Source organism: Mycolicibacterium vinylchloridicum (assembly GCF_013404075.1).
GTDB classification, from domain to species: Bacteria; Actinomycetota; Actinomycetes; order Mycobacteriales; family Mycobacteriaceae; genus Mycobacterium; species Mycobacterium vinylchloridicum.
This window is the reverse complement of the sequence record NZ_JACBJQ010000003.1, coordinates 190,099-210,767: the sequence shown is the minus strand read 5'-3', so window position 1 is coordinate 210,767 and position 20,669 is coordinate 190,099. Positions and strand designations below refer to the sequence as shown.

Below are 20,669 nucleotides of genomic sequence, written 5' to 3'. Positions count from 1 at the left end.
GTGGCCATGCGCTGCACTGATGCCCCGCCGGTGGTGATCGTGGGTGCCGGTCCCACCGGGATCACCGCCGCCACGCTGCTCGCCCAGTACGGTGTCCGCAGCCTGGTGCTCGACCGCTATGCCGACGTCTATCCGCAACCTCGCGCCGTGCATCTCGACGACGAGGTGTTCCGCATCGTGCACCGGCTGGGGATCGCCGAGGAGTTCAGCAAGATCTCCCGGCCCGCGCTCGGTCTGCGGCTGCTGGACCCGCAGCTGCGGGTGCTGGCCGAATTCAACCGCGATCCCACCCGCGCACCGCACGGCTACCCGGAAGCCAACATGTTCGACCAGCCCGAGCTGGAAGCGCTGCTGCGGACCAATCTCGCCCGCCACCCGCTGGCCACACTGCGAGGCAACGTCGAAGTCACCGACATCGCCGGCATCGCCGACGGCCGCAGCCGGATCACCTACACCGACCGTGGCGACGGCAGCGAGCACACGGTCGACACCGAGTACGTGCTGGGGTGCGACGGCGCCAACAGCCTGGTTCGGGCACGCATGGGATCGGCCATGCGCGACTTGCGATTCGAGCAGCGGTGGCTGGTCGTCGACGTGGCGACCACCGCTGACCTGGAGCAGTGGGCAGGCGTGCACCAACTGTGCGATCCGCACCGAGCCGGAACGTTCATGCAGATCGGTGAGGTGCGCTACCGCTGGGAATTCCGGCTACTGCCAGGCGAGACCGCCGGCGACTTCGGCACAGTGACCGCGCTCGCGCCGCTATTGGCGCCGTGGACGGCGGCGGTGAGCATCGACGAGCTCGATCTGATTCGAGTGACCGAGTACACCTTCCGTGCTCAGATCGCCGACCGGTGGCAGTGTGCCAACACCTTTCTGCTCGGCGACGCGGCACACCTGACGCCGCCGTTCGTCGGCCAGGGTATGGGGGCCGGAGTACGCGATGCGATGAATCTGGCCTGGAAGCTGGCCGGCGTGATCAATGGGTCGTTGCCACAGGCCGCACTCGACACCTATGAGCGGGAGCGAAAGCCCCACGCTCGCAAGATGATCGGCATTGCGCTGATGGTCGGGCGCGCCATGACGTCGGGCGGGCGCTTCGGCAACATGTTGCGCCGCACGATCATCCCGCAGATTCACCGGATACCCGGACTCCGGGAGCGGGTGATCGATTCCAGGACACCTCCGCTGCACCGCTCGGCACTTGTCCACCGATCGTACTTACCCGGCCGGCTCGACGGGACGATGTGTCCCAACGCGATCGATGGCAACGGCCGGCGCCTCGACGACGTGCTGGGCAACGGTTTCGCAATCGTGACGACGCGGCAACCAAGTGTGAGGTTTCAACGGCTCGCCGAACAATACGGCGCCGCAGTCCATGTGGCGTCACCCGGCAGCACGCTGGCGGATTGGCTACGCAATGGCCGTGCCGGCGCGGCGATCATCCGGCCCGATCGGACCGTGCTGCGCGCGGGTCGTGATGGCGAGGCGCTGGCGCGCCTACTCGGCCGCTATCTGGTGGCTGTCAACGAAAACCAGCGTGCCGGCGTCCAGTAAAACCGCCCAACGCCGCGCTGCGTCCGAGATGTGGACGTCCCCGACGTCGACGGCGTGGCCGGCCAGGTCACCGAAATCCTCGACGATCACACCGCGCACCTCGTCGTCGGTGTCGACATAGACCCGGACACGTTGATCGACGGCGAGCGCTTCGTCGCCGTCAGCACGCTTTCCCGCTGACTTCTTGACCACCCGAATACCTTCCCCGCCACCTGATGTCTAGCCAGTAGAGCACGTTCAGACCCGATTCGGGCCGGAATTCCGTGGTATTGGCGGCACGATCGACCACAGGACTTCGCTTTCGGTGTCCCCCGGGTTGTCCCAGGAGTGCACGGCCTTGGCCGAGAAGGTGTAGCAGTCGCCGGTTTTGAGCACCGACTCCTGTCCGTCGACGCTCAGGCGCAGGCACCCGCGGAGGACGAACACGAAGATGGTTTCCGACTCCAGCGTGTACGCGCCACCCGTCCCGCCACCGGGGCTCAACACCGAGCGCATGACCTGAAGGCTGCGTTCGGTCTCCGGGGTCAGCAGATACTCGCGGATTCCACTGCCGCCCATCTCCACTGGCGCTCCGCCACCGCCGCGAACGACCGCCGACTCCGGATAATCGAACAGCGAACCCACTGAGACACCGAGGATTTCGCACACCTTGAGAAGGTTGGGCACCGAGATCGTGGTCTGGCCACGCTCCACCAGGCTCAGGAATCCCTTGGTGAGTCCGGCACGGTCAGCGACCGCCTCCAGCGTCAACTCCCGCTCCTTGCGGAGCGCACGCAGTTTGGGTCCCAGGCGGTTCATCCACCCGTCGACGCCCGCCGGAACATCGGTGGGCGCGCCCTGTGACATCGGGGCACCTCACCTTCACCGGTCCATCGGTCGGCGACCCTTGCGCCGCCAAAGTTTAGCGGTATATAACTTTCATTAGTTTTACACCACTAAACCATCAGGACGGAATATGAGTCTGTACGCAGTGGTCGACCCGAAATCCGGTGAGGTTGTGCGGGAGTACCCGACCGCCACCGACGAGCAGATCGAGCAGGCGCTGGCCGCTGCCGCCAAGGCCTACCGGGAGTGGTCGAAGACATCGACGCTGGCCGACCGGGTGGCGCTGATCCGCCGGGTGGCCGAGCTGCACACCGAGCGCCGCGAGAAGCTGGCCGAGATCATCCACCGCGAGATGGGCAAGCCGCTGGACCAGGCCCTCGGCGAGGTGGACTTCAGTGCCGCGATCTACGAGTACTACGCCGACAACGCCGAGAAGTTCCTGGCCGACGAGCCGATCCAATTACTCGACGGCGAGGGCAGCGCAGTGATCAAACGCGGCCCGGTCGGGGTGCTGCTGGGCATCATGCCGTGGAACTACCCCTACTACCAGGTGGCCCGGTTCGCCGGACCGAACCTGACGCTGGGCAACACGATCATTCTCAAGCACGCTCCGCAGTGCCCGGAGTCCGCCGAGGCCATCCAACAGATCTTCGACGACGCGGGCTACCCCACCGGCGCCTACGTCAACGTCTATGCCACCAACGAGCAGATCGCCGACGCGATCGCCGACCCGCGCGTGCAGGGCGTCTCGCTGACCGGCTCCGAGCGGGCCGGCGCCGCGGTGGCCGAGATCGCGGGGCGCAACCTGAAGAAGGTCGTACTGGAGCTCGGCGGGTCCGATCCGTTCATCGTGCTGTCCAGCGATGATCTGGATGCGACCGTCGAAGCGGCGATGGCGGGCCGGTTCGAGAACACCGGACAGGCATGCAACGCCGCCAAGCGCTTCATCGTGGCCGCCGACCTCTACGACGAGTTCCTCGACAAGTTCACGACCAAGGTCATCGAAGCCGCCGACGGCCTTGCCCCGCTGTCCTCGCTGGGCGCGGCTCAGCGACTGGCCGAGCAGATCGACCGCGCGGTGGCCGACGGCGCCAACCTGGTCTCGCAGGGCAAGCGCGATGGCGCGTACTTCCCACCGGGCGTGCTCACCGGGGTCACCCCCGATTCGGCGACCTACCGCGAGGAACTGTTCGGTCCCGTGGCGATGGTATTCAAGGTCGACTCCGAGGACGAGGCCGTCGAGTTGGCCAACGACATCCCGTTCGGGCTCGGCTCGTATGTGTTCACCACGGATTCCGAGCAGGCCAAGCGGGTGGCCGACAAGATCGACGCCGGAATGGTCTTCGTGAACGTGGTCGGTGCCGATGGTGTCGAGTTGCCGTTCGGCGGGGTCAAGCGCTCCGGCTTCGGGCGGGAACTGGGGCGCTTCGGCATCGACGAGTTCGTCAACAAGAAACTGATCCGGATCGGATAACCCCATGAGCGCCACCACCGCGCCGGCCAAGAAGGACCTCTACAGCCCGCTGGAGCTGTTCGCGACCGACCGTCTGCTCGACTCGGACGAACGGGACATCGCAGCGACCGTGCGCAAGTTCGTCGACACCCGGCTGCGGCCGAATGTCGAGGACTGGTTCGAATCCGCCACGCTGCCAAAAGAACTCGGCAAAGAATTCGGCCAGATGGGCTTGTTGGGGATGCACCTGCAGGGGTACGGCTGCGCGGGCACCAACGCGGTGAGCTACGGCCTGGCCTGCATGGAACTCGAGGCCGGCGACAGCGGTTTCCGCAGCTTCGTGTCGGTGCAGGGCTCCCTGTCGATGTTCTCGATCTACCGCTACGGGTCCGAGGAGCAGAAGAACGAGTGGCTGCCCCGACTGGCCACCGGCGACGCCATCGGATGCTTCGGGCTGACCGAGCCCGACTTCGGCTCGAATCCGGCCGGGATGCGCACCCGCGCGAGGCGCGACGGAAGCGATTGGGTGCTCGACGGCACCAAGATGTGGATCACCAACGGCAATCTCGCCGACGTCGCGACCGTGTGGGCACAGACCGACGACGGCATTCGGGGCTTCCTGGTGCCGACCGACACTCCGGGGTTCACCGCCAACGTCATTCACAAAAAGCTGTCGTTGCGGGCCTCGGTGACCTCCGAATTGGTGCTCGACAATGTCCGGCTACCCGCTTCTGCACAGTTGCCGGAAGCTGATAGCCTCGGCGCGCCGCTGTCCTGCCTCAACGAAGCACGGTTTGGCATCGTGTTCGGCGCGCTGGGTGCGGCCCGGGACAGCCTGGAGACCGCGATCTCCTATGCCCGCGAGCGTGAGGTCTTCGATCGTCCGCTGTCGAGTTTCCAGCTGACCCAGGAGAAGCTGGCCAACATGGCCCTCGAGCTGGGCAAGGGCATGCTGCTGGCGGTTCACCTCGGCCGGATGAAGGACGCCGAAGGCGCCCGGCCCGAGCAGATCAGCCTGGGCAAGCTCAACAACGTCCGCGAAGCTTTGTCGATCGCCCGGGAATGCCGAACCCTGTTGGGCGGCAGTGGCATCACGCTGGAGTACTCACCGCTGCGGCACGCGAACAATCTCGAGTCGGTGCTCACCTATGAAGGCACCTCGGAGATGCACCTGCTGTCGATCGGGAAGGCCCTGACCGGGCAGGCAGCGTTCCGCTGAGGTGAGCGAGCCGAAAGAACTGCGGCAGTTGATCGCCGGACAATGGTGCGCCGGCAGCGGGGACACGATCAGCAGCGTCAACCCGACGCGGCCGAGTGTGGTTGTCGCAGAGGGGAACTGCGCGACGTCGGCCGATGTCTCTCACGCCGTCGTGGCGGCATCTGAGGCACGTCAGGGCTGGGCCCGCACGCCGATTCATCAGCGTGGCGCAATCCTGCTGGCGGCCGCCGCGATCGTCGAGCGCAACGCAGCCGCATGGGGCCTGGAGCTGGCCACCGAGGAGGGCAAGACCAAGGCCGAGGGCATCGGCGAGGTCGGCCGGGCCGCCCAGATCCTGCGCTACTACGGCAACGAGGGCGACCGGCAGGCCGGTGAGGTCTTTGCGTCACCGCGAGCGGGTGAGCAGATCCTGGTGACCCGCAAGCCGATTGGCGTGATCGCGATCATCACCCCGTTCAATTTTCCCATCGCGATCCCGGCCTGGAAGATCGCGCCTGCGTTGGTGTACGGCAACACGGTCGTGTGGAAACCGGCCACTACCGTTCCGCTGCTGGCGATCCGGCTCGCAGAAGCGTTGACCGATGCCGGGCTGCCGCCCGGTGTACTCAACCTCGTGATCGGCGATTCGCCGGTCGGTGAGGCGTTGGTCGACCACCCGGATATCGGGGCGATCAGCTTCACCGGCTCGACCGCGGTGGGCCGGCGGATCGCCGCGGCGGCCGCGGCCCGCGGGGTGCCGGTACAGGCCGAGATGGGCGGGAAGAACGCGGCCGTGGTTCTCGACGATGCGGATATCGAGCTGGCGCTGGACCAGGTGATGCTGGGGGCATTCCGCTCCGCCGGCCAGAAGTGCACGGCCACATCGCGGTTGATCGTCACCGAGAGGATCGCGGACCGCTTCCTTTCCGAACTCGCAACCCGAGCAGGCGCGCTGGCCGTCGGCGACCCTACCGACGATGCGACGCAGATGGGACCGGTCATCACCGGGGCCGCCCAGCGGGGCATCTACGGGGGCCTCGGCACAGCGATGGCACAGGACGCTGAAGTTCTCGCCGGCGGCGAGCCCTACTTCAAAGGCGTACTGGCCGAGGGCTTCTTCGTCGCACCCACGGTCATAGAGCTGACGGCACCAGCCGACATCTGGGTGGAGGAGCTGTTCGGCCCCGTGCTGACCGCGCGGCGGGCCACCGATGCCGACGAGGCGTTCGCCCTGGCCAACGACAGCGAATTCGGGTTGTCGGCAGCGATATTCACTCAGGACCTGGCTCGCGCGCTTGCCGCGGTCGAGCAGGTGGACGTCGGTGTGCTGCACATCAACTCGGAGTCGGCGGGCGCAGACCCGCACGTGCCGTTCGGCGGTGCGAAGAAGAGTGGGCTCGGACCCAAGGAGCAGGGCACCGCGGCGCGCGAGTTCTTCACCCACAGCACGACGGTCTACCTGCGTTGACTGAGCGCTGACGCGCGAAACACCAGCGTTTTCTCGAACGCCAGTACTCACTCGACGTGAATGGCCCTACGGCTCGACGGTGACCTTGATGGCCTCGCCGCTCTTGACGATGCCGAAGGCATCGAGCACGTTGTCGAGCGAGATGTGCCGGGTGATCAAGTCTTTGACCGGGACCTGTCCGGTGGAGATGTATTCCAGGGCGCGCTTGTTGTGTTCGGGCGCTGAACCATTGGCGCCGTGGATGTGCAGCTGCCGGTAGTGCACGACATTGGAATCGCACGTGATCGTCGGATTGGTCTTGGGCAGACCGCCGAAGAACGAGATCCGGCCGTTGCGCGCGGCCATCGCGATCGCCTGCTCCTGGGTGATGTTGGCCGCCGTGGCGGTGATGATCACGTCGGCGCCGCGTCCGCCGGTCAGTTCCATGACCTTGGCGACGACGTCGACGTCGGCTGCGTTGATGACCTCGTCGGGGCTGACGGCATCGGCTGACATCGCCAGCCGGCTGTCGTTGACGTCGACAAGATAAACCGGGCCGCACTGGTGCACGCCACGCGCAATCCGGATGTGCATACACCCGATCGGGCCGGCGCCGAAGACGACGACGGTATCGCCCTCTTCGATCCCGAGCAGTTCCTGCGCGTTGATCGCGCACGCGAACGGCTCGGCGGCCGATGCTTCATCGAAGCCGACGTTGTCCGGGATGCGGTTCAGGCCGTCGACGGCCAGCACCTGCTTGGGCACGATCATGTACTCGGCGAACCCGCCGTCGTACTGATAGCCCACCGAGGTCTGGTTCTGGCAGACCGCCATCCAGCCCTTGCGGCATTCGTGACACTTCCCGCACGGAACCGCGGCGATCACCTGCACCCGGTCACCGGCCTTCCAGTCGCTGCCGTAGGACCCGTTGACGTCCGCACCGACCTCGACGATCTCGCCGGCGATCTCGTGGCCGATGGTCCGCGGAGGAGTGAGGTTCTGGTGACCGTTGTAGAAGATCTTGACGTCGGTACCGCAGGTCGAGCAGTTGCGCACGCGGAGTTTCACCTCGTCAGGGCCACAGGTGGGCTCGGGGACCTCCTCCAGCCGGACATCCTCGGGGGCGTAGAAGCGCAGGGCCTTCATGACGATCGTCCTTCCGATGCGACGGTGAGCTGGTCCACACTCTAGCGGCAATCCGGGCATAAAACCACAATTTATTGCGCCCGTTTATGACCGATTGCTTGCATTGTTGCCCGGTTGTGCGGTTTACTGATCTACAGCTGTGACCGGCATCACCCCCAAGATCGGAGGCCTCGAGTTGTCCACCACCGAGACGAAGCCGCGGACCGGCGCACGGGTTCACGTCCAGAAGCTGGGCACGTCGCTGTCGAACATGGTCATGCCCAATATCGGCGCGTTCATCGCGTGGGGCCTGATCACCGCACTGTTCATCAAGGCCGGCTGGCTGACCGGCATCTTCCCGGGACTGCGTGACCCGGGCGGATGGGTGGCCAAGATCGGTGGCTGGGGGGACTTCGCCGACGGCGGCGTCGTCGCGCCGATGATCACCTACCTGCTGCCGATCCTGATCGGCGCCACCGGCGGCCGGATGGTGTACGGGATCCGCGGCGGTGTCGTCGGTGCGATCGCGACCATGGGTGTCATCGCCGGGACCGACATTCCGATGTTCCTCGGCGCGATGATCATGGGGCCCCTCGGCGGTTGGGTGATGAAGAAGGTCGACGCCATCTGGGACGGGAAGGTTCGTCCCGGCTTCGAAATGCTCATCGACAACTTCTCGGCCGGCATCGTCGGGCTCATCCTGGCCACCTTCGGCTTCTTCGGAATCGGTCCGATCGTGTCCTCGTTCAGCCACGGCGCCGGCAACGTCGTGGATTTCCTGGTCGCCCACGATCTACTGCCGCTGACATCGATCTTCATCGAACCGGCCAAGGTGCTGTTCCTCAACAACGCCATCAACCACGGCGTGTTGACCCCGCTGGGCACCACGCAGGCGCTGGAAACCGGCAAGTCCGTGTTGTTCCTGCTCGAGGCCAATCCCGGGCCTGGGCTGGGAATTCTGTTGGCATTCATGGCATTCGGCCGGGGTGCGGCAAAGGCGTCGGCGCCGGGAGCTGCGATCATCCAGTTCTTCGGCGGCATCCACGAGATCTACTTCCCGTACGTGTTGATGAAGCCGAAGCTGATCGCGGCCACCATCCTGGGCGGTATGACAGGCATCTTCATCAATGTCCTGTTCAACTCGGGTCTTCGTGCGCCGGCAGCACCCGGCTCGATCATCGCCGTCTACGCGCAGACCGCCTCGGGCAGCTACCTCGGCGTCACACTGTCGGTATTCGGTGCAGCCGCAGTTTCATTCGCGGTCGCCGCCCTGCTACTGAAGACCGACAAGGCCGACGACGACGGGGACCTGGCCGCGGCCACCGCAGAGATGGAAGCCCTCAAAGGGAAGAAATCCAGCGTGTCCGCGGCACTGACAGGGTCCGCCGGCCGCGGCCCGATCACCAGCATCGTCTTCGCGTGCGATGCCGGTATGGGCTCCTCCGCGATGGGTGCGTCGGTGCTGCGCAAAAAGATTCAGGGTGCCGGGTTCACTGACGTCAAAGTCACCAATCAAGCGATCTCGAATCTCACCGACGACTACGGGTTGGTGGTCACTCACCAGGACCTCACCGACCGCGCCCGGCAGAAGACACCGTCGGCCGCCCACGTGTCTGTCGAGAACTTCATGAACGCCCCGCAGTACGACGAGATCGTGGAACTGCTCGCCAGGACCAACGGCGCTGCGAGCGCGCCTGCCGTCGACGAACCGGCCGACGAGGCCCCGGCGCAGGACGTGCTGACCGTCGAATCCATCGTGTTGACGGGTACGGCCACCACGCGGGATGGCGCGATCAGCGAAGCGGGCAGGTTGCTGGTGGCGTGTGGTGCCGTCGAACCGTCGTACGTCCACGCCATGCACGAACGGGAGGGCTCGGTGTCCACCTACATGGGCAACGGCCTGGCGATCCCGCACGGCACCAACGAGGCCAAGGACTCCATCCGGCGCACCGGAATCTCATTCGTCCGCTATGCCGAACCGATCGACTGGAACGGCAAGCCGGCCGAGTTCGTGGTCGGTATCGCGGGGGCCGGAAAGGACCACATGGCGCTGCTGACGAAGATCGCCGGGGTGTTCTTGAACTCCGGCGAGGTAGCCCGCCTCCGCGAGGCCACCACCCGCGAGGAGATCCAATCGGTACTCGGCGGCACCGGCGGGTGAGAATAGCGACGTGGATTCGGATACCCGCCAAGGCCGCATCGTCGAGTTCGCCCGCACCAGGGGGCGGGTCGAGGTAGCCGCGCTGGCCGAGGAGCTGGATGTCGCGGCCGAGACCATCCGTCGCGACCTGAAGGTCCTCGCCGGGCGCAGGATGCTCAAGCGCGTTCACGGCGGCGCCATCCCGCTGGAGACGGCGGCGTTCGAATCGACGGTCGAATACCGCAGCCAGGTCGATCTCGCCGAGAAGCACCGGATCGCCGGCGGCGCCACTGAGCTGCTGCACGGAGCCGAAACGGTCTACCTGGACGAGGGTTTCACCCCGCGGCTGATCGCCGAGCGGCTCGCCGATCACGAACTGACGGTGGTCACCTCCTCGCTGCTGGCCGCCGAGGCGCTGGCTCACAGCGAGTCGGTGACGGTCCTGCTGCTCGGCGGACGGATGCGGGGCCGCACCCTGGCCACCGTGGACCATTGGGCCACTGACATGCTCGGCAGCCTGGTGATCGACATCGCTTATCTTGGGACGAACGGTATTTCACCCGAACACGGGCTCACGACACCCGACCCGGCGGTGGCCGCGGTGAAGCAGACCGCCGTCAAGGTCGCCCGACGCCGGGTTCTGGTGGCCGCCCACACCAAGTTCGGCGTCAGCAGCTTTTGCCGGTTCGCCGAAGTCTCCGACTTCGACTCGATCGTGACCGGCACCGAACTGTCCCTCGCCGAGGCCCGGCGGTACGAGGCGATGGGGCCGTCGGTCGTCCGGACCTAGGGCCCCCGCCGGGTCAGTCGGTGGTACAGCGCCGCAGCCTCAGTTCGGTTGGCAGCTCCCAGCTTCCGCAGGATGCGCTTGACGTGTACCTTCACCGTGTTCTCGGTCAGGAAGAGGCCGGTGGCGATCTGTGCGTTGGTCTTGCCCAACGCGACGCTGCGCAGCACATCCCATTCACGCGGGGAGAGCCGCTCGGTGGCATGTTCGGCGCTCGGCAACGGCGACACCGCCGCCAGCCGCACCGGCGCGCCCTGGTTCGCATCATCGTCGGCCACCCGCTCACCCGGCGCGGCCGACGCCTGGTTGATGACCCTCAACCGGTCGGCCAGTTGCGCGCGCTCGATGGCCAGGCCGAGACCGCCTGCGTACAGGCCGAGAAGCCGGCGATCGATCTCCGCAACGCTGCGATCGGGGTACCGATCGGCATGCACCATGGCCACCGGAAGACCCCACGCCTGAACAGGTGCGGCAACGTAATCGGTTGTCCGCGCGAACCTCACGAGCTTGCGGAAGACCCTGGTGTTCGATTGCGCATCGGCGACCAGAATCGGCGTTCCACTGAGCAGCATCTCGGATTCGACCAGCTGGCCGGCCAACCGTCGGGAATGTGCGCTTCCGAATGCGACGAGCTGCTCGGCGAAGTCGGGATCGTCGACGGTATAGGCACTTTGGGTCAGCCAGATCCCATGGTCAACGCGGGAGAACATCGCGCGGGTGAAGCCGATCTGAGCCGCCGCCTCGGCCGCTAGTGCCAGCAGTTCGTCCATGGAGGAAGCCGCGACGAGGCGGTCGACCGCCTTCTGCACCCCGGCGATCAGATGCCCGGTGTCGGGCTCGCGCACGTCGCTTCGTGGCCGGGGATGACCACCCACGACGGCGGGAAGACGACTCAGCGAAGTCCCGCCAGAAGTCTTCGCCGTCGCATCAAGACGACCGATCACCTTGGCGAGAGTACGCGGACCAGACAATTATGTCTATAGCTGATAACTACTTGTGTCCCTGATTGGCGGTCCAATATCCCACGAAGACACCCTTTTTGATCGAGTGATGTATTTTTTTAGTACGTTCCCGATTGGGGCCTTACGCAATCTGGGAAGATGTGGCGATCCGGCGATCACGGAAGGAGTACTCCAGCGATGCAGCCAACCGCACCGACCGTGCGCCGCAGGCCGAAGGACCGCAAGAAGCAGATCCTCGATCAGGCTGCCCGGCTGTTCATCGACCGCGGATTCCATTCGGTCAAGCTGGAGGAGATCGCCGAAGCAGCCGGTGTCACGGCCCGCGCTCTGTATCGGCACTACGACAACAAGCAGGCCCTGCTCACCGCGGCAATACTGAACGCGCAGGACGAGTATCAGAGTGTCCGCAATCCCGAGGGCCGCGCACCAGAGTCGACGAGCCGCGCTCTGCACGCCGAATTGCCCGAATTGATCGCAGCCGCAGTCGAGACACGCGCTCTGACCGTGCTGTGGCAGCGGGAAGCCCGTTATCTGACCGCAGCCGACCGTGCGGAGGTACGCGGCCGGATCAACGCAATCGTCGCGGGCATGCAAGCCGGCGTGCGCCTGGAGATGCCGGAGTTGAGTGCCCCGCACGTGGAACTGCGCGCATGGGCCGTATCGAGCACGCTGACCAGCCTTGGGCGACATAGCCTCAGCCTGCCGGGCGCCGAGTTGAAAGAGCTGCTGTACCGCGCATGCATGGCGGCCGCCCGTACCCCTCCGGTCGGGGCACTCGAGCCGCTGAAAGAACCGGCGGACCGGGAGCTGGCGTCGTTCTCTCGCTACGAGACCCTGCTGGCCGCGGGTGCACACCTGTTCCGCGCCCATGGATTTCCCGCGGTCAGCACCGCCGACATCGGTAAGCGGGTGGGTATCGCCGGCCCGGGGCTGTACCGGTCCTTCGCCTCCAAGCAGGCCATCCTCGACGCCCTGGTGCGCCGTCTCGACGAGTGGTCGGCGCTCGAGTGCATCCGCGCGTTGCGCTCGAATGATCCTGTGCCACAGCGTCTCCGCGACCTCGTGGGCGGGCGGGTGCGGATCAGTCTGGAGGATCCCGATCTCGTCTCGGTGTCCATCACCGAGCTGTCTTCGGCATCTGCCGAAGTTCGCGACAGCTTCACGAAGAACCAGGCCGACCGCGACGGCGTATGGATCGACCTCGTCCGTACCCTGGTCCCGCAGACCTCGGTCGCACAGGCTCGGTTACTGGTCGCCGCCGCCGTCAGCTTCATCGAAGATGTCTCGCGGACATGGCATCTCACCCGCCGGACCGATGTCGCGCTGGAGATGACCACCATCGCGTATGCGATCCTGACCAGCCAGGCCGACTGAGCTCACCACAGTGCCGCGAGTGTTCCCCCATCGGCGACCTGCGCCGTTCCGTTGACCATGGATGCGTCGTCCGACAGGAGGAAGGCGACGACGCTGGCCATCTCGTCGGCCCCGGCCATTCGACCCTGCAGCCGGCCGATCATCGTGTCTGCGCCGCCCTCACCGAGGGCTTCGTCGAACATCGTCATCGCGGTCTGCTGCATCGGGGTGTCGACGAAGGCGGGCAGCAACGCGTTCGATCGCACATTCGCCGAACGCAATTCGGCCGCGGTGATGCGGCTGAGGTGAATGATCCCGGCTTTGGACATCCCGTACGCCGCGGTGCCTGCGGCCGCTATCTGACCGCCCAGCGACGACATGTTGACGATGGCACCACCGCCCCGCTCGATCATCCGGGGTGCAGCGTGTTTGGTACACAGCCAGGCGCCCCGCAGATTGATGCGCATGATGCGATCGAAGTCGTCGACAGTGGTCTCCAGCAGCGGCGCGAAGTGCACGACACCGGCATTGGCGACAAGCTTGTCCACCCCACCGAACGTCGCGGCGCAGGCCTCGACCATGGCGATGACCTGTGCCTCATCGCTGACATCCACCTGATGGCCGACTGCGCCGCCACCGATGTCCGCCGCTGCGGCATCGGCAGATTCGGCGTTGATGTCGGCGCACAGCACCCGGCAGCCCTCGGCCACCAGCCGTCGTGCGATCGCCAGGCCGATACCCGCTCCCGCGCCGGTCACGATCGTGGCTTTGCCGGCCAGGTCCGGATGCGTCATCGCGCCGTCGCTCCCATCATGTTGTCCCAACATTCCTCAGCCGACTGCCGACCACATCGACGCGGCCGACTCGACGTGCAGCCCGTGCTCGCGGATCGCGCCGAACATCAGCAGCCCCAGTTCGGGTGCATCGTCGGACAACCTGACGGTATAGACACCGAGGTCACGCAGTATCCACGCGACAGTCTCCGACAGCAGATCAGGAGCAGCCGTGGTGGCGAGCAGACCGCACGCACGCGGTGCCCGCGGGCGCAGGTAGACGATCATGCCGGTACCTTGCGCACGCATCGCCGCCACCGCAGCGTCGAGTTCGGCGCCACAGCTGCAGGCCAAGGACCCGAACACGTCACCGCTGAGGCACTCGATATGGACGTACAGCGGCATCGGCGCATCCGCGTCGGCATTGCCGGCAATCATCGCCAGGTGCTCGCACCCGTCACCGGTGTCGCGGAATCCGACCACCCGGTAGGTGCCTGCGCCAGTGGGTAACAGCGTCTCCGCCGAGCGCACCACCTGCGGCTCGGTCCGGCGCCGATACGCGGCGATCTCCGCGATCGCGACGAGGGGCAGACGATGGTGCTCGGCGAACGCCACCAGTTCGTCACGGTCCGCCATCGCGGCCGGATTCTGCTGGGACACAATCTCACACAGCACGCCCGCGGGTCGTCGCGCACCAAGCCGCGCCAAATCCACCGCTGCCTCAGCGGCACCCGGCGTGGAACCCAGGACTCCCAAGCGCCCGGCCTGTACCGGGACCACATGGCCGGGCCGCCGGAAGTCGGCCGGTGTGGCGTCGGCTGCCGCGAGCGCGGCGATGGTCCTGGCCCGATCGATCGACGAGATCCCCGTGCCGGTCTCGCGGAAGTCGACGGCAACCCGGTGTGTCGCGGTGCCGCTGGGTTCGCCGTCACAGTGGCACACCGGCGGCAGGTTCAGTCGCTCGCATTCCGATCCGGGCAGCGCGACCCGCACGTAGCCGGAACCGTGTCGGACGGTGAAGGTGAGCAGTTCGGGAGTCGCCGCATCCGCGGCGAACACCACATAGCCTTGTCCCTCAACGTCATCCATCACCACGACCGGACGGGCCGTGGCGACCGCCGAGACGGCGCGCCGAACGCGTCCGTGTGAGGTCTTCATCGCCGAAGCCTCTACCGCAGTCCGGTGATGAAATCGAGCAGCAGCCGGTTGGTCTCCTTCGGCTCCTCCTGCTGGATCCAGTGCCCGACGCCGTCCACCATGTGGGTGCCACAGAAGTTCACCATCACCTCGTTCGCGCGTTCAGCGGCTTCGGCACCCCAGGTGGTGCCCACGTCGTACTGACCGCCGATGAACAGCGCAGGCGGGATCAGCGGGGTGCCCTCGTACTCGGCGAGGTCGTGCCAGTCGTTGTCGATATTGTGGTAGAAGCTCAGCGGACCACCCAGTCCGGACCGCTCGAATTCCCCTGTGTAGAAATCGAGGTCGGCCTCGGTGAACCAATCCGGCATGGTCTCGGGGTAGACGAAGGCGTCCTTGAGCCGGGCCCCGTGCGGCATGCACAGCGGCCCGGACCGGATCACCTCGATCGGATCCATGGCGTCGAGGTCGACCCCCGCGGCCAACGCCGCTTCGGTGGCGACCCGCATGGCGTGCCCGGACACTGTGTAGGTGAGGCCGAGGAGCCAGCCGCGCAGATCCTCCTCGATCTCGGTGATGATCGCGTCCTGTTCGGAGAAGTAGTCCTGATACCAGACTTTCCCGGGCCCGGCCAGTTCCAGGTGGTAGTCGTTGGGACGCTTCTCGCCGAAGGGGCTGCCGGGCAGGCCGATCACACCCCGCCCGGCGAACGGCACGCTGATCCCGACGACACCGCGACAGCGTTCGGGGTGCAGCCAGGCGAAGGTCCACGCGACCGGGGCACCCCAATCGTGTCCGACGACGACCGCTTGCTTCTCGCCGTAGGCGTCGATGACGCCGACGATGTCGCCGGCCAATTCCTTGATACGGTAGGCCGTTTGCACCCGGTACTTCGATGATTGGCCGTAGCCGCGCTGGTCGATGGCCACCACGCGGTAGCCCGCGGCGGCCAGTGCCGGAATCTGGTGCCGCCAGGAGTACCACGACTCGGGGAAGCCATGCACCAGGACCACCAGCGGTCCCTCGCCCTCTTCGACGGCGTGGATCCGGGTGCCCCGGCAGTTCAGCATCCGATGGATCATCTGAGCCTCTTCTCTAGTGGGAGCGGGTTGCCGCCAAATCGACCGGGATTTCTTCGATTTGGCCGAGCCGGTCGGGGGTCGGGATGGTGCGGTTCTCGTAGTTGCGTTCGATGAGGGTCTTCTCTCCGGACAGTTTGGTGCGGGCCCACTTGCCGACCACCCGCGCGGCCACCTTCGGCGTCATCAGCGCCGCGGCCGGTTTGACCAGATGCACGACGGCGAGGAACTCGTTGTAGACCTCCGGATCGTCGTGCACCAACTCCATCACCCGGTCCATGTACCAGGTGAGTGCGCCGAAGTAGAAGGGCCGCTTTTTTTGGGCGTCCTTGAGCCAGTCGAAACGCAGGTTCTGTTCCCGGATGACGAACCAGGCGGTGTCGGCCAACTTGGCGATGGCGCGGAAGTAGCGGTGCGGCAGTTCCGGGTGATTGGGTTCGTACTTAGCCAGCAGCAGCTGCATCTCCCGCACTTCCTTGAGCGCCAGAGTCATCCCCAGCCCGGACACCGGGTCGGCACTGGTGTAGGCATCGCCGACGACGAGCAGAGCGCGCGGCAGGTTGCGCTTCTTCTCATAGTGCAGCCGCAGCATGTTGGGGTAGCGGAAGTTGTAGATCGGCGAGGCCGGCTCGAGTCCGTCGATGTTCTCGCCGATCACCGCCGACGGCATAAGGTCGGCGAACTCGCGGAACTCCTGAGCCGTTCGTGGCGGCGAATAACAGTTGTAGGCAACCAGTGACGTGGACAGGATGGTGCGTGAACTGTCGGTGTAGTACTGGGCGGCGTAGGTGTCCTCGTAGGGGCGGTACGCATAGCAGATGACCATCACCTTGTCGTCCCATTGCCGCTCGGGGGGCACCTTGTGGAACATCGTGGAGTAGAAGCAGTTGATGATGTCCTGTTCGACTTCCGGAGAACCGATCCCGATACGGTCCAGGAACTCCGGGAAGCGGGTGTTCTTTCCCGAGGCGTCGACGACGAATTCGGCTGGTACCAGGTCCAGTTCATCGCTATCGGCAGTGACCGCGACACCGATGACGGTGTTGTCGGCGCGGTCGTACACCAGGTCGGCCACTTCGGACTCGTAGCGGAAGCTGATGCGCGGTTCGGAATCCAGGCGGCGTCGCACACACCACTCCAGCAGCGGCCGGCCGGCGCAGACGATTTTGATGGGACCGGTACCGGGCTTCTTCCACGCCCCGCCCAGGCGAATACGGTACTGGGCCGCCATGTCGACGTCGAACGCGCCTTCGCGGACCATGTCGTCGATGATCCCTGGAAAGAACCGTTCCAGTTCGATCCGCCCGGCGGTCAGCAGATGATGCAGGTGCCAGCCCTGAGCCGCTCCCGGCCTGCCCTCGCGGCGGGCGTGTGGTGCGTCCTTCTCCAAGACGATGACCTTGTCGAAGGTCTCACTGAGCACTTTGGCCGCGGCGATCCCCGCGATGCTGCCACCGACGACCACCGCAGTTCCACGGCCGCGGCGGCGGACGTCGGCCAGATCGATCGTCGCGTAGTCCAGGCGTGGCGGCGTGCGTCGTCGCGCCGCCCCGCTGGCAACGAATTTCTCGTAGTACAGGCCAGTGCCGTGGATGCCGTTGTCGTCTAGCCATTTTCGGGTGGAGTCGACCATCCCGGCCGGACCGCACACATAAACGTCGGCGTTGCCGCCATCGAACATGCGCGCATCGAGGACATCGGCGACCCGGCCCACCGCTCCGTCCCATTCCGGGGTCGGACGTGAGACCACGGTGTGGACTTCCAGCCCGGGCAGCCGGCACTTCAGCGCCTCGAGTTCGTCGAGCTTGCACAGGTCTTCGACTTCGGATGCGGCGTACAACAAATGGACCGGCCGATGGTGACCGTCGTCCAGGCTCTGCGCCATCGCGAGGATCGCCGACAATCCGGTGCCGCCGGCCACGAGAACCACCGGCCGCACCGGCGGCCGGAGGAAGAACCCACCCTTGCTGCACCGCATGGCGATTCGGTCGCCGGGTTTCGCGTCGTTGCGCAGATAGTCCGACATCACACCTTGGGGCAACAGTCGGACGATGAACTCCACCTCGGTGCGGCCGTCGGCCGGATGCGCATACGAGTAGTTGCGCCACGCAGTGGTCCCTGGCACCTGTAACTGAGCGAACTGCCCGGGCAGATAGACCAGCGGGTCCAGCCCCGAGACGTCGATACGCAGCAGCGCCGTTGTCGGCGAGACCCGCTCCACCGCGGTGACCACACCAATTCCGGTCACGATCCGCGCGGCATTGTCATCGGCGGGGTACTGCAGGTTGATCACACAGTCGGACTTCGCGAAGGTCTGACACGTCAGCACCTTGCGGGCATCCCGTTCGACCTCGGATAGCCCTTCGGTGCGACCCATCTCGTAATCGCCTGAGGCACAGGTGGCTACGCAGGTCCCGCAGATCCCGCTCTGGCATTCGTTGACGATCGCGATGCCGTGTTCCTCGGCAGCCTCCAGGATCGACTGATCCGGCTGCACCGGCATCGTCTTGGACGTTCCGTCCGAATACCGCACGGTGATCGCTGGGACGTCTCTGGCCACCTGCATTTCTCCCGTCCTCTCGTCAGACGATCAACGACGCCGGTTTCTTGGCGATGCGGGCGTTGAGCCGCGGCATCACCTCTTCAGCCAGCAGTCGCATGGACTCCTTCCACGGACCCGGATTGTCGAGGTAGTCGAAACCGAGGATCAGAAGGTGCCCGAATCCACCAACCTGGTCGTAGGTGGCCTCCAGCTTGTCGACCACCGTCTCGACCGAGCCGACCACAAAGGTGTTCTCGGCCAAGTACTCCGGGGTCACATCCTCGTCCGGTACCGATGGGTTGTGCTTGTAGAACTTGGTCATCCCGAACATCCGGAACGTCGGCAGGACGTACTCGCGCATGTTGCGGCCCATCATGCCGTCGACGGCATAGCGGAAGGCCTGCTCGTCGGTTTCGGCGACGACGACCTCACGCACCAGTCGCCAATCCCGGCGATCCGGTGTCCGCCCGGACCGTTCGGCACCTTCCAGCACCGCATCCCAGTGCGTGGCAACATATTCGGCGTTCAGGTCCAGGCTCATCGGGAGATAACCACGCTCGCCGGCCAGCTTCAGCGTCTCAGAACCGGCACTGAATCCGGTGACTCCGATCGGCGGGTGGGGTGCCTGGAACGGCTTGATATGCCGCTTCATCAAGCCCTCGAACATCGGCGCGATTCCGTTGGCATTCCAGTACTTTCCGCGGAACTCCCACGGCTGGTCCTCGGTCCAGACCTTGAGCATGATCTCGAGTGCCTCGCGGGTCATCTCGCGGTGCTCGCCGTTCTTGCCGTCGACGTCGAACAGTGCCCAGTCCCCCGGAATGCCGCTGGCGCCGACACCGAGCATGAAACGGCCCTGCGCGAGGTGGTCGAAGTACGCCACTCGGTGGGCCAGCTCGACCGGATGGTGATACGGGAGCAGGTGAGCGCCGGGGGCGAGCTTGATGTTCTTGGTGCGTAGCAGTGCCTGAGCCAGCAGCAGGTCCGGCGCGCAGATCGGTTCCCACGGCACCGTGAAGTGCTCGCCGACCCACGCCTCGACATAGCCGAGCTCGTCGGCCAGCGTGATCAGGTCTAGGTCCCACTGGGTCGCGTCGTACAGGCTGCGCTCCGGTGGATGTGCCGGCATCAGGAAAAGTCCGATCTCCATCGTGAACCCTCTCGGTAGTGGTCGGGCAAGCGCGCCTGATCTGTCAGCTGCGACGTGCACCGCCTCTTTCGACATTCAACACAGTACTAGCAAGATACTTGATCCGATGCAAGAACCATTTTTCTTGCTTGTTTAGTCACCTGCTAGTTTTTATATGAGCGTATCGGCTATGGACATTTTCATCGTTGCCCGCGTAGCGTGCTGCATCAGCGGCGGCCATAGCCAGCTTGGGAAGGGAGCATTCGTGCAGCATTTCGACTACATCGCCTATGACGTGATCGACGACGGCCGGATCGCGGTGATCACGCTCGATCGCCCGAAACAGCGCAACGCGCAGAACCGCGGGATGCTCGTCGAGCTCGGGACGGCGTTCGAGCTGGCCGAAGAGGACGACACCGTGCGAGTTGTCATCCTGCGCGGCGCGGGCCCGTGCTTCTCGGCCGGTCACGACCTCGGATCCTCCGACGACGTCCGGGAACGCTCCACCGGCCCCGGCCAGCACCCCACCTACCAGTGCAATGGTGGGACGCTGACCGGCGCCGAGGCCCGGCACCGGCAGGAGTGGCACTACTTCTTCCAGAACACCAAGCGGTGGCGCAATCTGCGCAAGATCACGATCGCCGAGGTGCACGGACTGGTCCTGTCCGCCGGCCTCATGCTGACCTGGTGCTGCGATCTGATCGTCGCCGCCGACGACACGATCTTCGCCGACGTGGTCGGTACCCGGCTGGGGATGTGCGGGGTGGAGTACTTCGGCCATCCCTGGGAGTTCGGCCCCCGCAAGGCCAAAGAACTGCTGCTCACCGGCGACTCGCTGAGCGCCGACGACGCCCACGGGCTCGGCATGGTCAGCAAGGTCTTCCCGACCGATGAGCTCTCGGCGCGCACCATCGAGTTCGCCCGGCGCATCGCCAAGGTGCCGACCGTCGCCTCCCTGCTGATCAAGGAATCGGTGAACCAGACCGTCGACGCCATGGGCTTCTCCACCGCCCTGGATGCCTGCTTCTCACTCCACCAGCTCAACCACTCGCACTGGGCGGAGATCAATGGCAACCCGCTGGGGATCGGCACCGTCGAGGACGGACTCGAAGACTGGCGGCTGGCCCCGGAAATCCTGCCTGCTGCCAAGAACCGGCCCTGA

17 protein-coding genes are annotated in these 20,669 nt (G+C 65.6%); 8 read left to right on the top strand and 9 right to left on the bottom strand.

What is annotated here, in order from left to right; all coding sequences use genetic code 11:
* Nucleotides 1-6: 6 nt before the first annotated feature.
* Nucleotides 7-1,557: a bifunctional 3-(3-hydroxy-phenyl)propionate/3-hydroxycinnamic acid hydroxylase MhpA gene (mhpA, locus tag HPC46_RS04535; RefSeq protein ID WP_179467229.1), complete on the top strand. Its 1,551-nt coding sequence runs from the start codon at nt 7-9 to the stop codon at nt 1,555-1,557.
* On the opposite strand, the gene HPC46_RS04530 is transcribed toward mhpA, so the two are convergent.
* Together HPC46_RS04530 and HPC46_RS04525 are read right to left on the bottom strand one after the other, a co-directional pair.
* Complete coding sequence (locus HPC46_RS04530) at nt 1,501-1,749, bottom strand: hypothetical protein (RefSeq protein WP_005142956.1); 249 nt, start codon at nt 1,747-1,749, stop codon at nt 1,501-1,503. The genes mhpA and HPC46_RS04530 overlap by 57 nt on opposite strands.
* 45 nt (nt 1,750-1,794) lie before the next feature.
* The gene (locus tag HPC46_RS04525) at nt 1,795-2,403 is read right to left on the bottom strand and encodes a helix-turn-helix domain-containing protein (protein WP_179467226.1); all 609 of its coding nucleotides are present in this window, start codon (nt 2,401-2,403) and stop codon (nt 1,795-1,797) included.
* Nucleotides 2,404-2,512: 109 nt separating this feature from the next.
* Between HPC46_RS04525 and HPC46_RS04520 the strand changes: the two genes are divergently transcribed.
* The 3 genes from HPC46_RS04520 to HPC46_RS04510 are packed head-to-tail and all read left to right on the top strand — an operon-like array spanning nt 2,513 to nt 6,501.
* The gene (locus HPC46_RS04520) at nt 2,513-3,856 is read left to right on the top strand and encodes an NAD-dependent succinate-semialdehyde dehydrogenase (RefSeq protein ID WP_179467224.1); all 1,344 of its coding nucleotides are present in this window, start codon (nt 2,513-2,515) and stop codon (nt 3,854-3,856) included.
* Nucleotides 3,857-3,860: 4 nt separating this feature from the next.
* The gene (locus HPC46_RS04515) at nt 3,861-5,054 is read left to right on the top strand and encodes an acyl-CoA dehydrogenase family protein (protein WP_179467222.1); all 1,194 of its coding nucleotides are present in this window, start codon (nt 3,861-3,863) and stop codon (nt 5,052-5,054) included.
* A gap of 1 nt (nt 5,055) precedes the next feature.
* Nucleotides 5,056-6,501 carry an aldehyde dehydrogenase family protein gene (locus HPC46_RS04510; RefSeq protein WP_179467220.1) on the top strand — a complete coding sequence of 482 codons (1,446 nt, stop codon included), beginning with the start codon at nt 5,056-5,058 and terminating at the stop codon, nt 6,499-6,501.
* Nucleotides 6,502-6,567: 66 nt separating this feature from the next.
* Here the strand turns inward: HPC46_RS04510 and HPC46_RS04505 are convergent, their stop codons facing one another.
* Nucleotides 6,568-7,626, bottom strand: a complete 1,059-nt coding sequence (locus HPC46_RS04505; protein ID WP_179467218.1) for a zinc-dependent dehydrogenase — start codon at nt 7,624-7,626, stop codon at nt 6,568-6,570.
* Nucleotides 7,627-7,765: 139 nt separating this feature from the next.
* On the opposite strand from HPC46_RS04505, the gene HPC46_RS04500 reads away from it, so the two are divergent.
* Together HPC46_RS04500 and HPC46_RS04495 are read left to right on the top strand one after the other, a co-directional pair.
* On the top strand, nt 7,766-9,766 hold the full coding sequence (locus tag HPC46_RS04500; RefSeq protein WP_179467216.1) for a PTS mannitol transporter subunit IICBA: 2,001 nt from the start codon (nt 7,766-7,768) through the stop codon (nt 9,764-9,766).
* A gap of 10 nt (nt 9,767-9,776) precedes the next feature.
* Nucleotides 9,777-10,535, top strand: coding sequence for a DeoR/GlpR family DNA-binding transcription regulator (locus tag HPC46_RS04495; RefSeq protein WP_179467214.1), 759 nt, complete (start codon nt 9,777-9,779; stop codon nt 10,533-10,535).
* Here the strand turns inward: HPC46_RS04495 and HPC46_RS35705 are convergent.
* The gene (locus HPC46_RS35705) at nt 10,532-11,476 is read right to left on the bottom strand and encodes a helix-turn-helix transcriptional regulator (protein ID WP_179467212.1); all 945 of its coding nucleotides are present in this window, start codon (nt 11,474-11,476) and stop codon (nt 10,532-10,534) included. The two genes, HPC46_RS04495 and HPC46_RS35705, sit on opposite strands and share 4 nt — an antisense overlap.
* Nucleotides 11,477-11,671: 195 nt before the next feature.
* Here HPC46_RS35705 and HPC46_RS04485 point away from each other — a divergent pair, with 195 nt between their 5' ends.
* On the top strand, nt 11,672-12,868 hold the full coding sequence (locus tag HPC46_RS04485; RefSeq protein WP_179467210.1) for a TetR/AcrR family transcriptional regulator: 1,197 nt from the start codon (nt 11,672-11,674) through the stop codon (nt 12,866-12,868).
* Nucleotides 12,869-12,870: 2 nt separating this feature from the next.
* Here the strand turns inward: HPC46_RS04485 and HPC46_RS04480 are convergent, their stop codons facing one another.
* From HPC46_RS04480 to HPC46_RS04460, 5 genes are read right to left on the bottom strand one after another with little or no spacing between them, the layout of a single operon-like run.
* Complete coding sequence (locus HPC46_RS04480; protein WP_179467208.1) at nt 12,871-13,641, bottom strand: SDR family oxidoreductase; 771 nt, start codon at nt 13,639-13,641, stop codon at nt 12,871-12,873.
* 36 nt (nt 13,642-13,677) lie between these two features.
* A complete protein-coding gene (locus tag HPC46_RS04475; protein ID WP_179467206.1) occupies nt 13,678-14,778 on the bottom strand; it encodes a 3,4-dihydroxy-2-butanone-4-phosphate synthase in 1,101 nt (366 codons plus the stop codon).
* 11 nt (nt 14,779-14,789) lie between these two features.
* Entirely contained in the window at nt 14,790-15,839 is a 1,050-nt protein-coding gene (locus HPC46_RS04470; RefSeq protein ID WP_179467204.1) for an alpha/beta fold hydrolase, read from the bottom strand.
* Nucleotides 15,840-15,852: 13 nt separating this feature from the next.
* Nucleotides 15,853-18,402 carry a 2Fe-2S iron-sulfur cluster-binding protein gene (locus HPC46_RS04465; protein ID WP_179467202.1) on the bottom strand — a complete coding sequence of 850 codons (2,550 nt, stop codon included), beginning with the start codon at nt 18,400-18,402 and terminating at the stop codon, nt 15,853-15,855.
* A 16-nt stretch (nt 18,403-18,418) separates the two neighbouring features.
* Complete coding sequence (locus HPC46_RS04460; RefSeq protein ID WP_005142866.1) at nt 18,419-19,528, bottom strand: LLM class flavin-dependent oxidoreductase; 1,110 nt, start codon at nt 19,526-19,528, stop codon at nt 18,419-18,421.
* Between the two features lie 244 nt (nt 19,529-19,772).
* Between HPC46_RS04460 and HPC46_RS04455 the strand changes: the two genes are divergently transcribed.
* The gene (locus tag HPC46_RS04455) at nt 19,773-20,669 is read left to right on the top strand and encodes an enoyl-CoA hydratase (RefSeq protein WP_179467200.1); all 897 of its coding nucleotides are present in this window, start codon (nt 19,773-19,775) and stop codon (nt 20,667-20,669) included.

Excerpts from the sequence above, each read along its gene's own strand:
- HPC46_RS04460 (WP_005142866.1), bottom strand. The coding sequence starts at position 19,528 with ATGGAGATCGGACTTTTCCTGATGCCGGCACATCCACCGGAGCGCAGC.
- mhpA (WP_179467229.1), top strand. The coding sequence starts at position 7 with ATGCGCTGCACTGATGCCCCGCCGGTGGTGATCGTGGGTGCCGGTCCC.
- HPC46_RS04465 (WP_179467202.1), bottom strand. The coding sequence starts at position 18,402 with ATGCAGGTGGCCAGAGACGTCCCAGCGATCACCGTGCGGTATTCGGAC.
- HPC46_RS04475 (WP_179467206.1), bottom strand. The coding sequence starts at position 14,778 with ATGAAGACCTCACACGGACGCGTTCGGCGCGCCGTCTCGGCGGTCGCC.
- HPC46_RS04480 (WP_179467208.1), bottom strand. The coding sequence starts at position 13,641 with ATGACGCATCCGGACCTGGCCGGCAAAGCCACGATCGTGACCGGCGCG.
- HPC46_RS04505 (WP_179467218.1), bottom strand. The coding sequence starts at position 7,626 with ATGAAGGCCCTGCGCTTCTACGCCCCCGAGGATGTCCGGCTGGAGGAG.
- HPC46_RS04515 (WP_179467222.1), top strand. The coding sequence starts at position 3,861 with ATGAGCGCCACCACCGCGCCGGCCAAGAAGGACCTCTACAGCCCGCTG.
- HPC46_RS04520 (WP_179467224.1), top strand. The coding sequence starts at position 2,513 with ATGAGTCTGTACGCAGTGGTCGACCCGAAATCCGGTGAGGTTGTGCGG.
- HPC46_RS04525 (WP_179467226.1), bottom strand. The coding sequence starts at position 2,403 with ATGTCACAGGGCGCGCCCACCGATGTTCCGGCGGGCGTCGACGGGTGG.
- HPC46_RS04485 (WP_179467210.1), top strand. The coding sequence starts at position 11,672 with ATGCAGCCAACCGCACCGACCGTGCGCCGCAGGCCGAAGGACCGCAAG.
- HPC46_RS04470 (WP_179467204.1), bottom strand. The coding sequence starts at position 15,839 with ATGATCCATCGGATGCTGAACTGCCGGGGCACCCGGATCCACGCCGTC.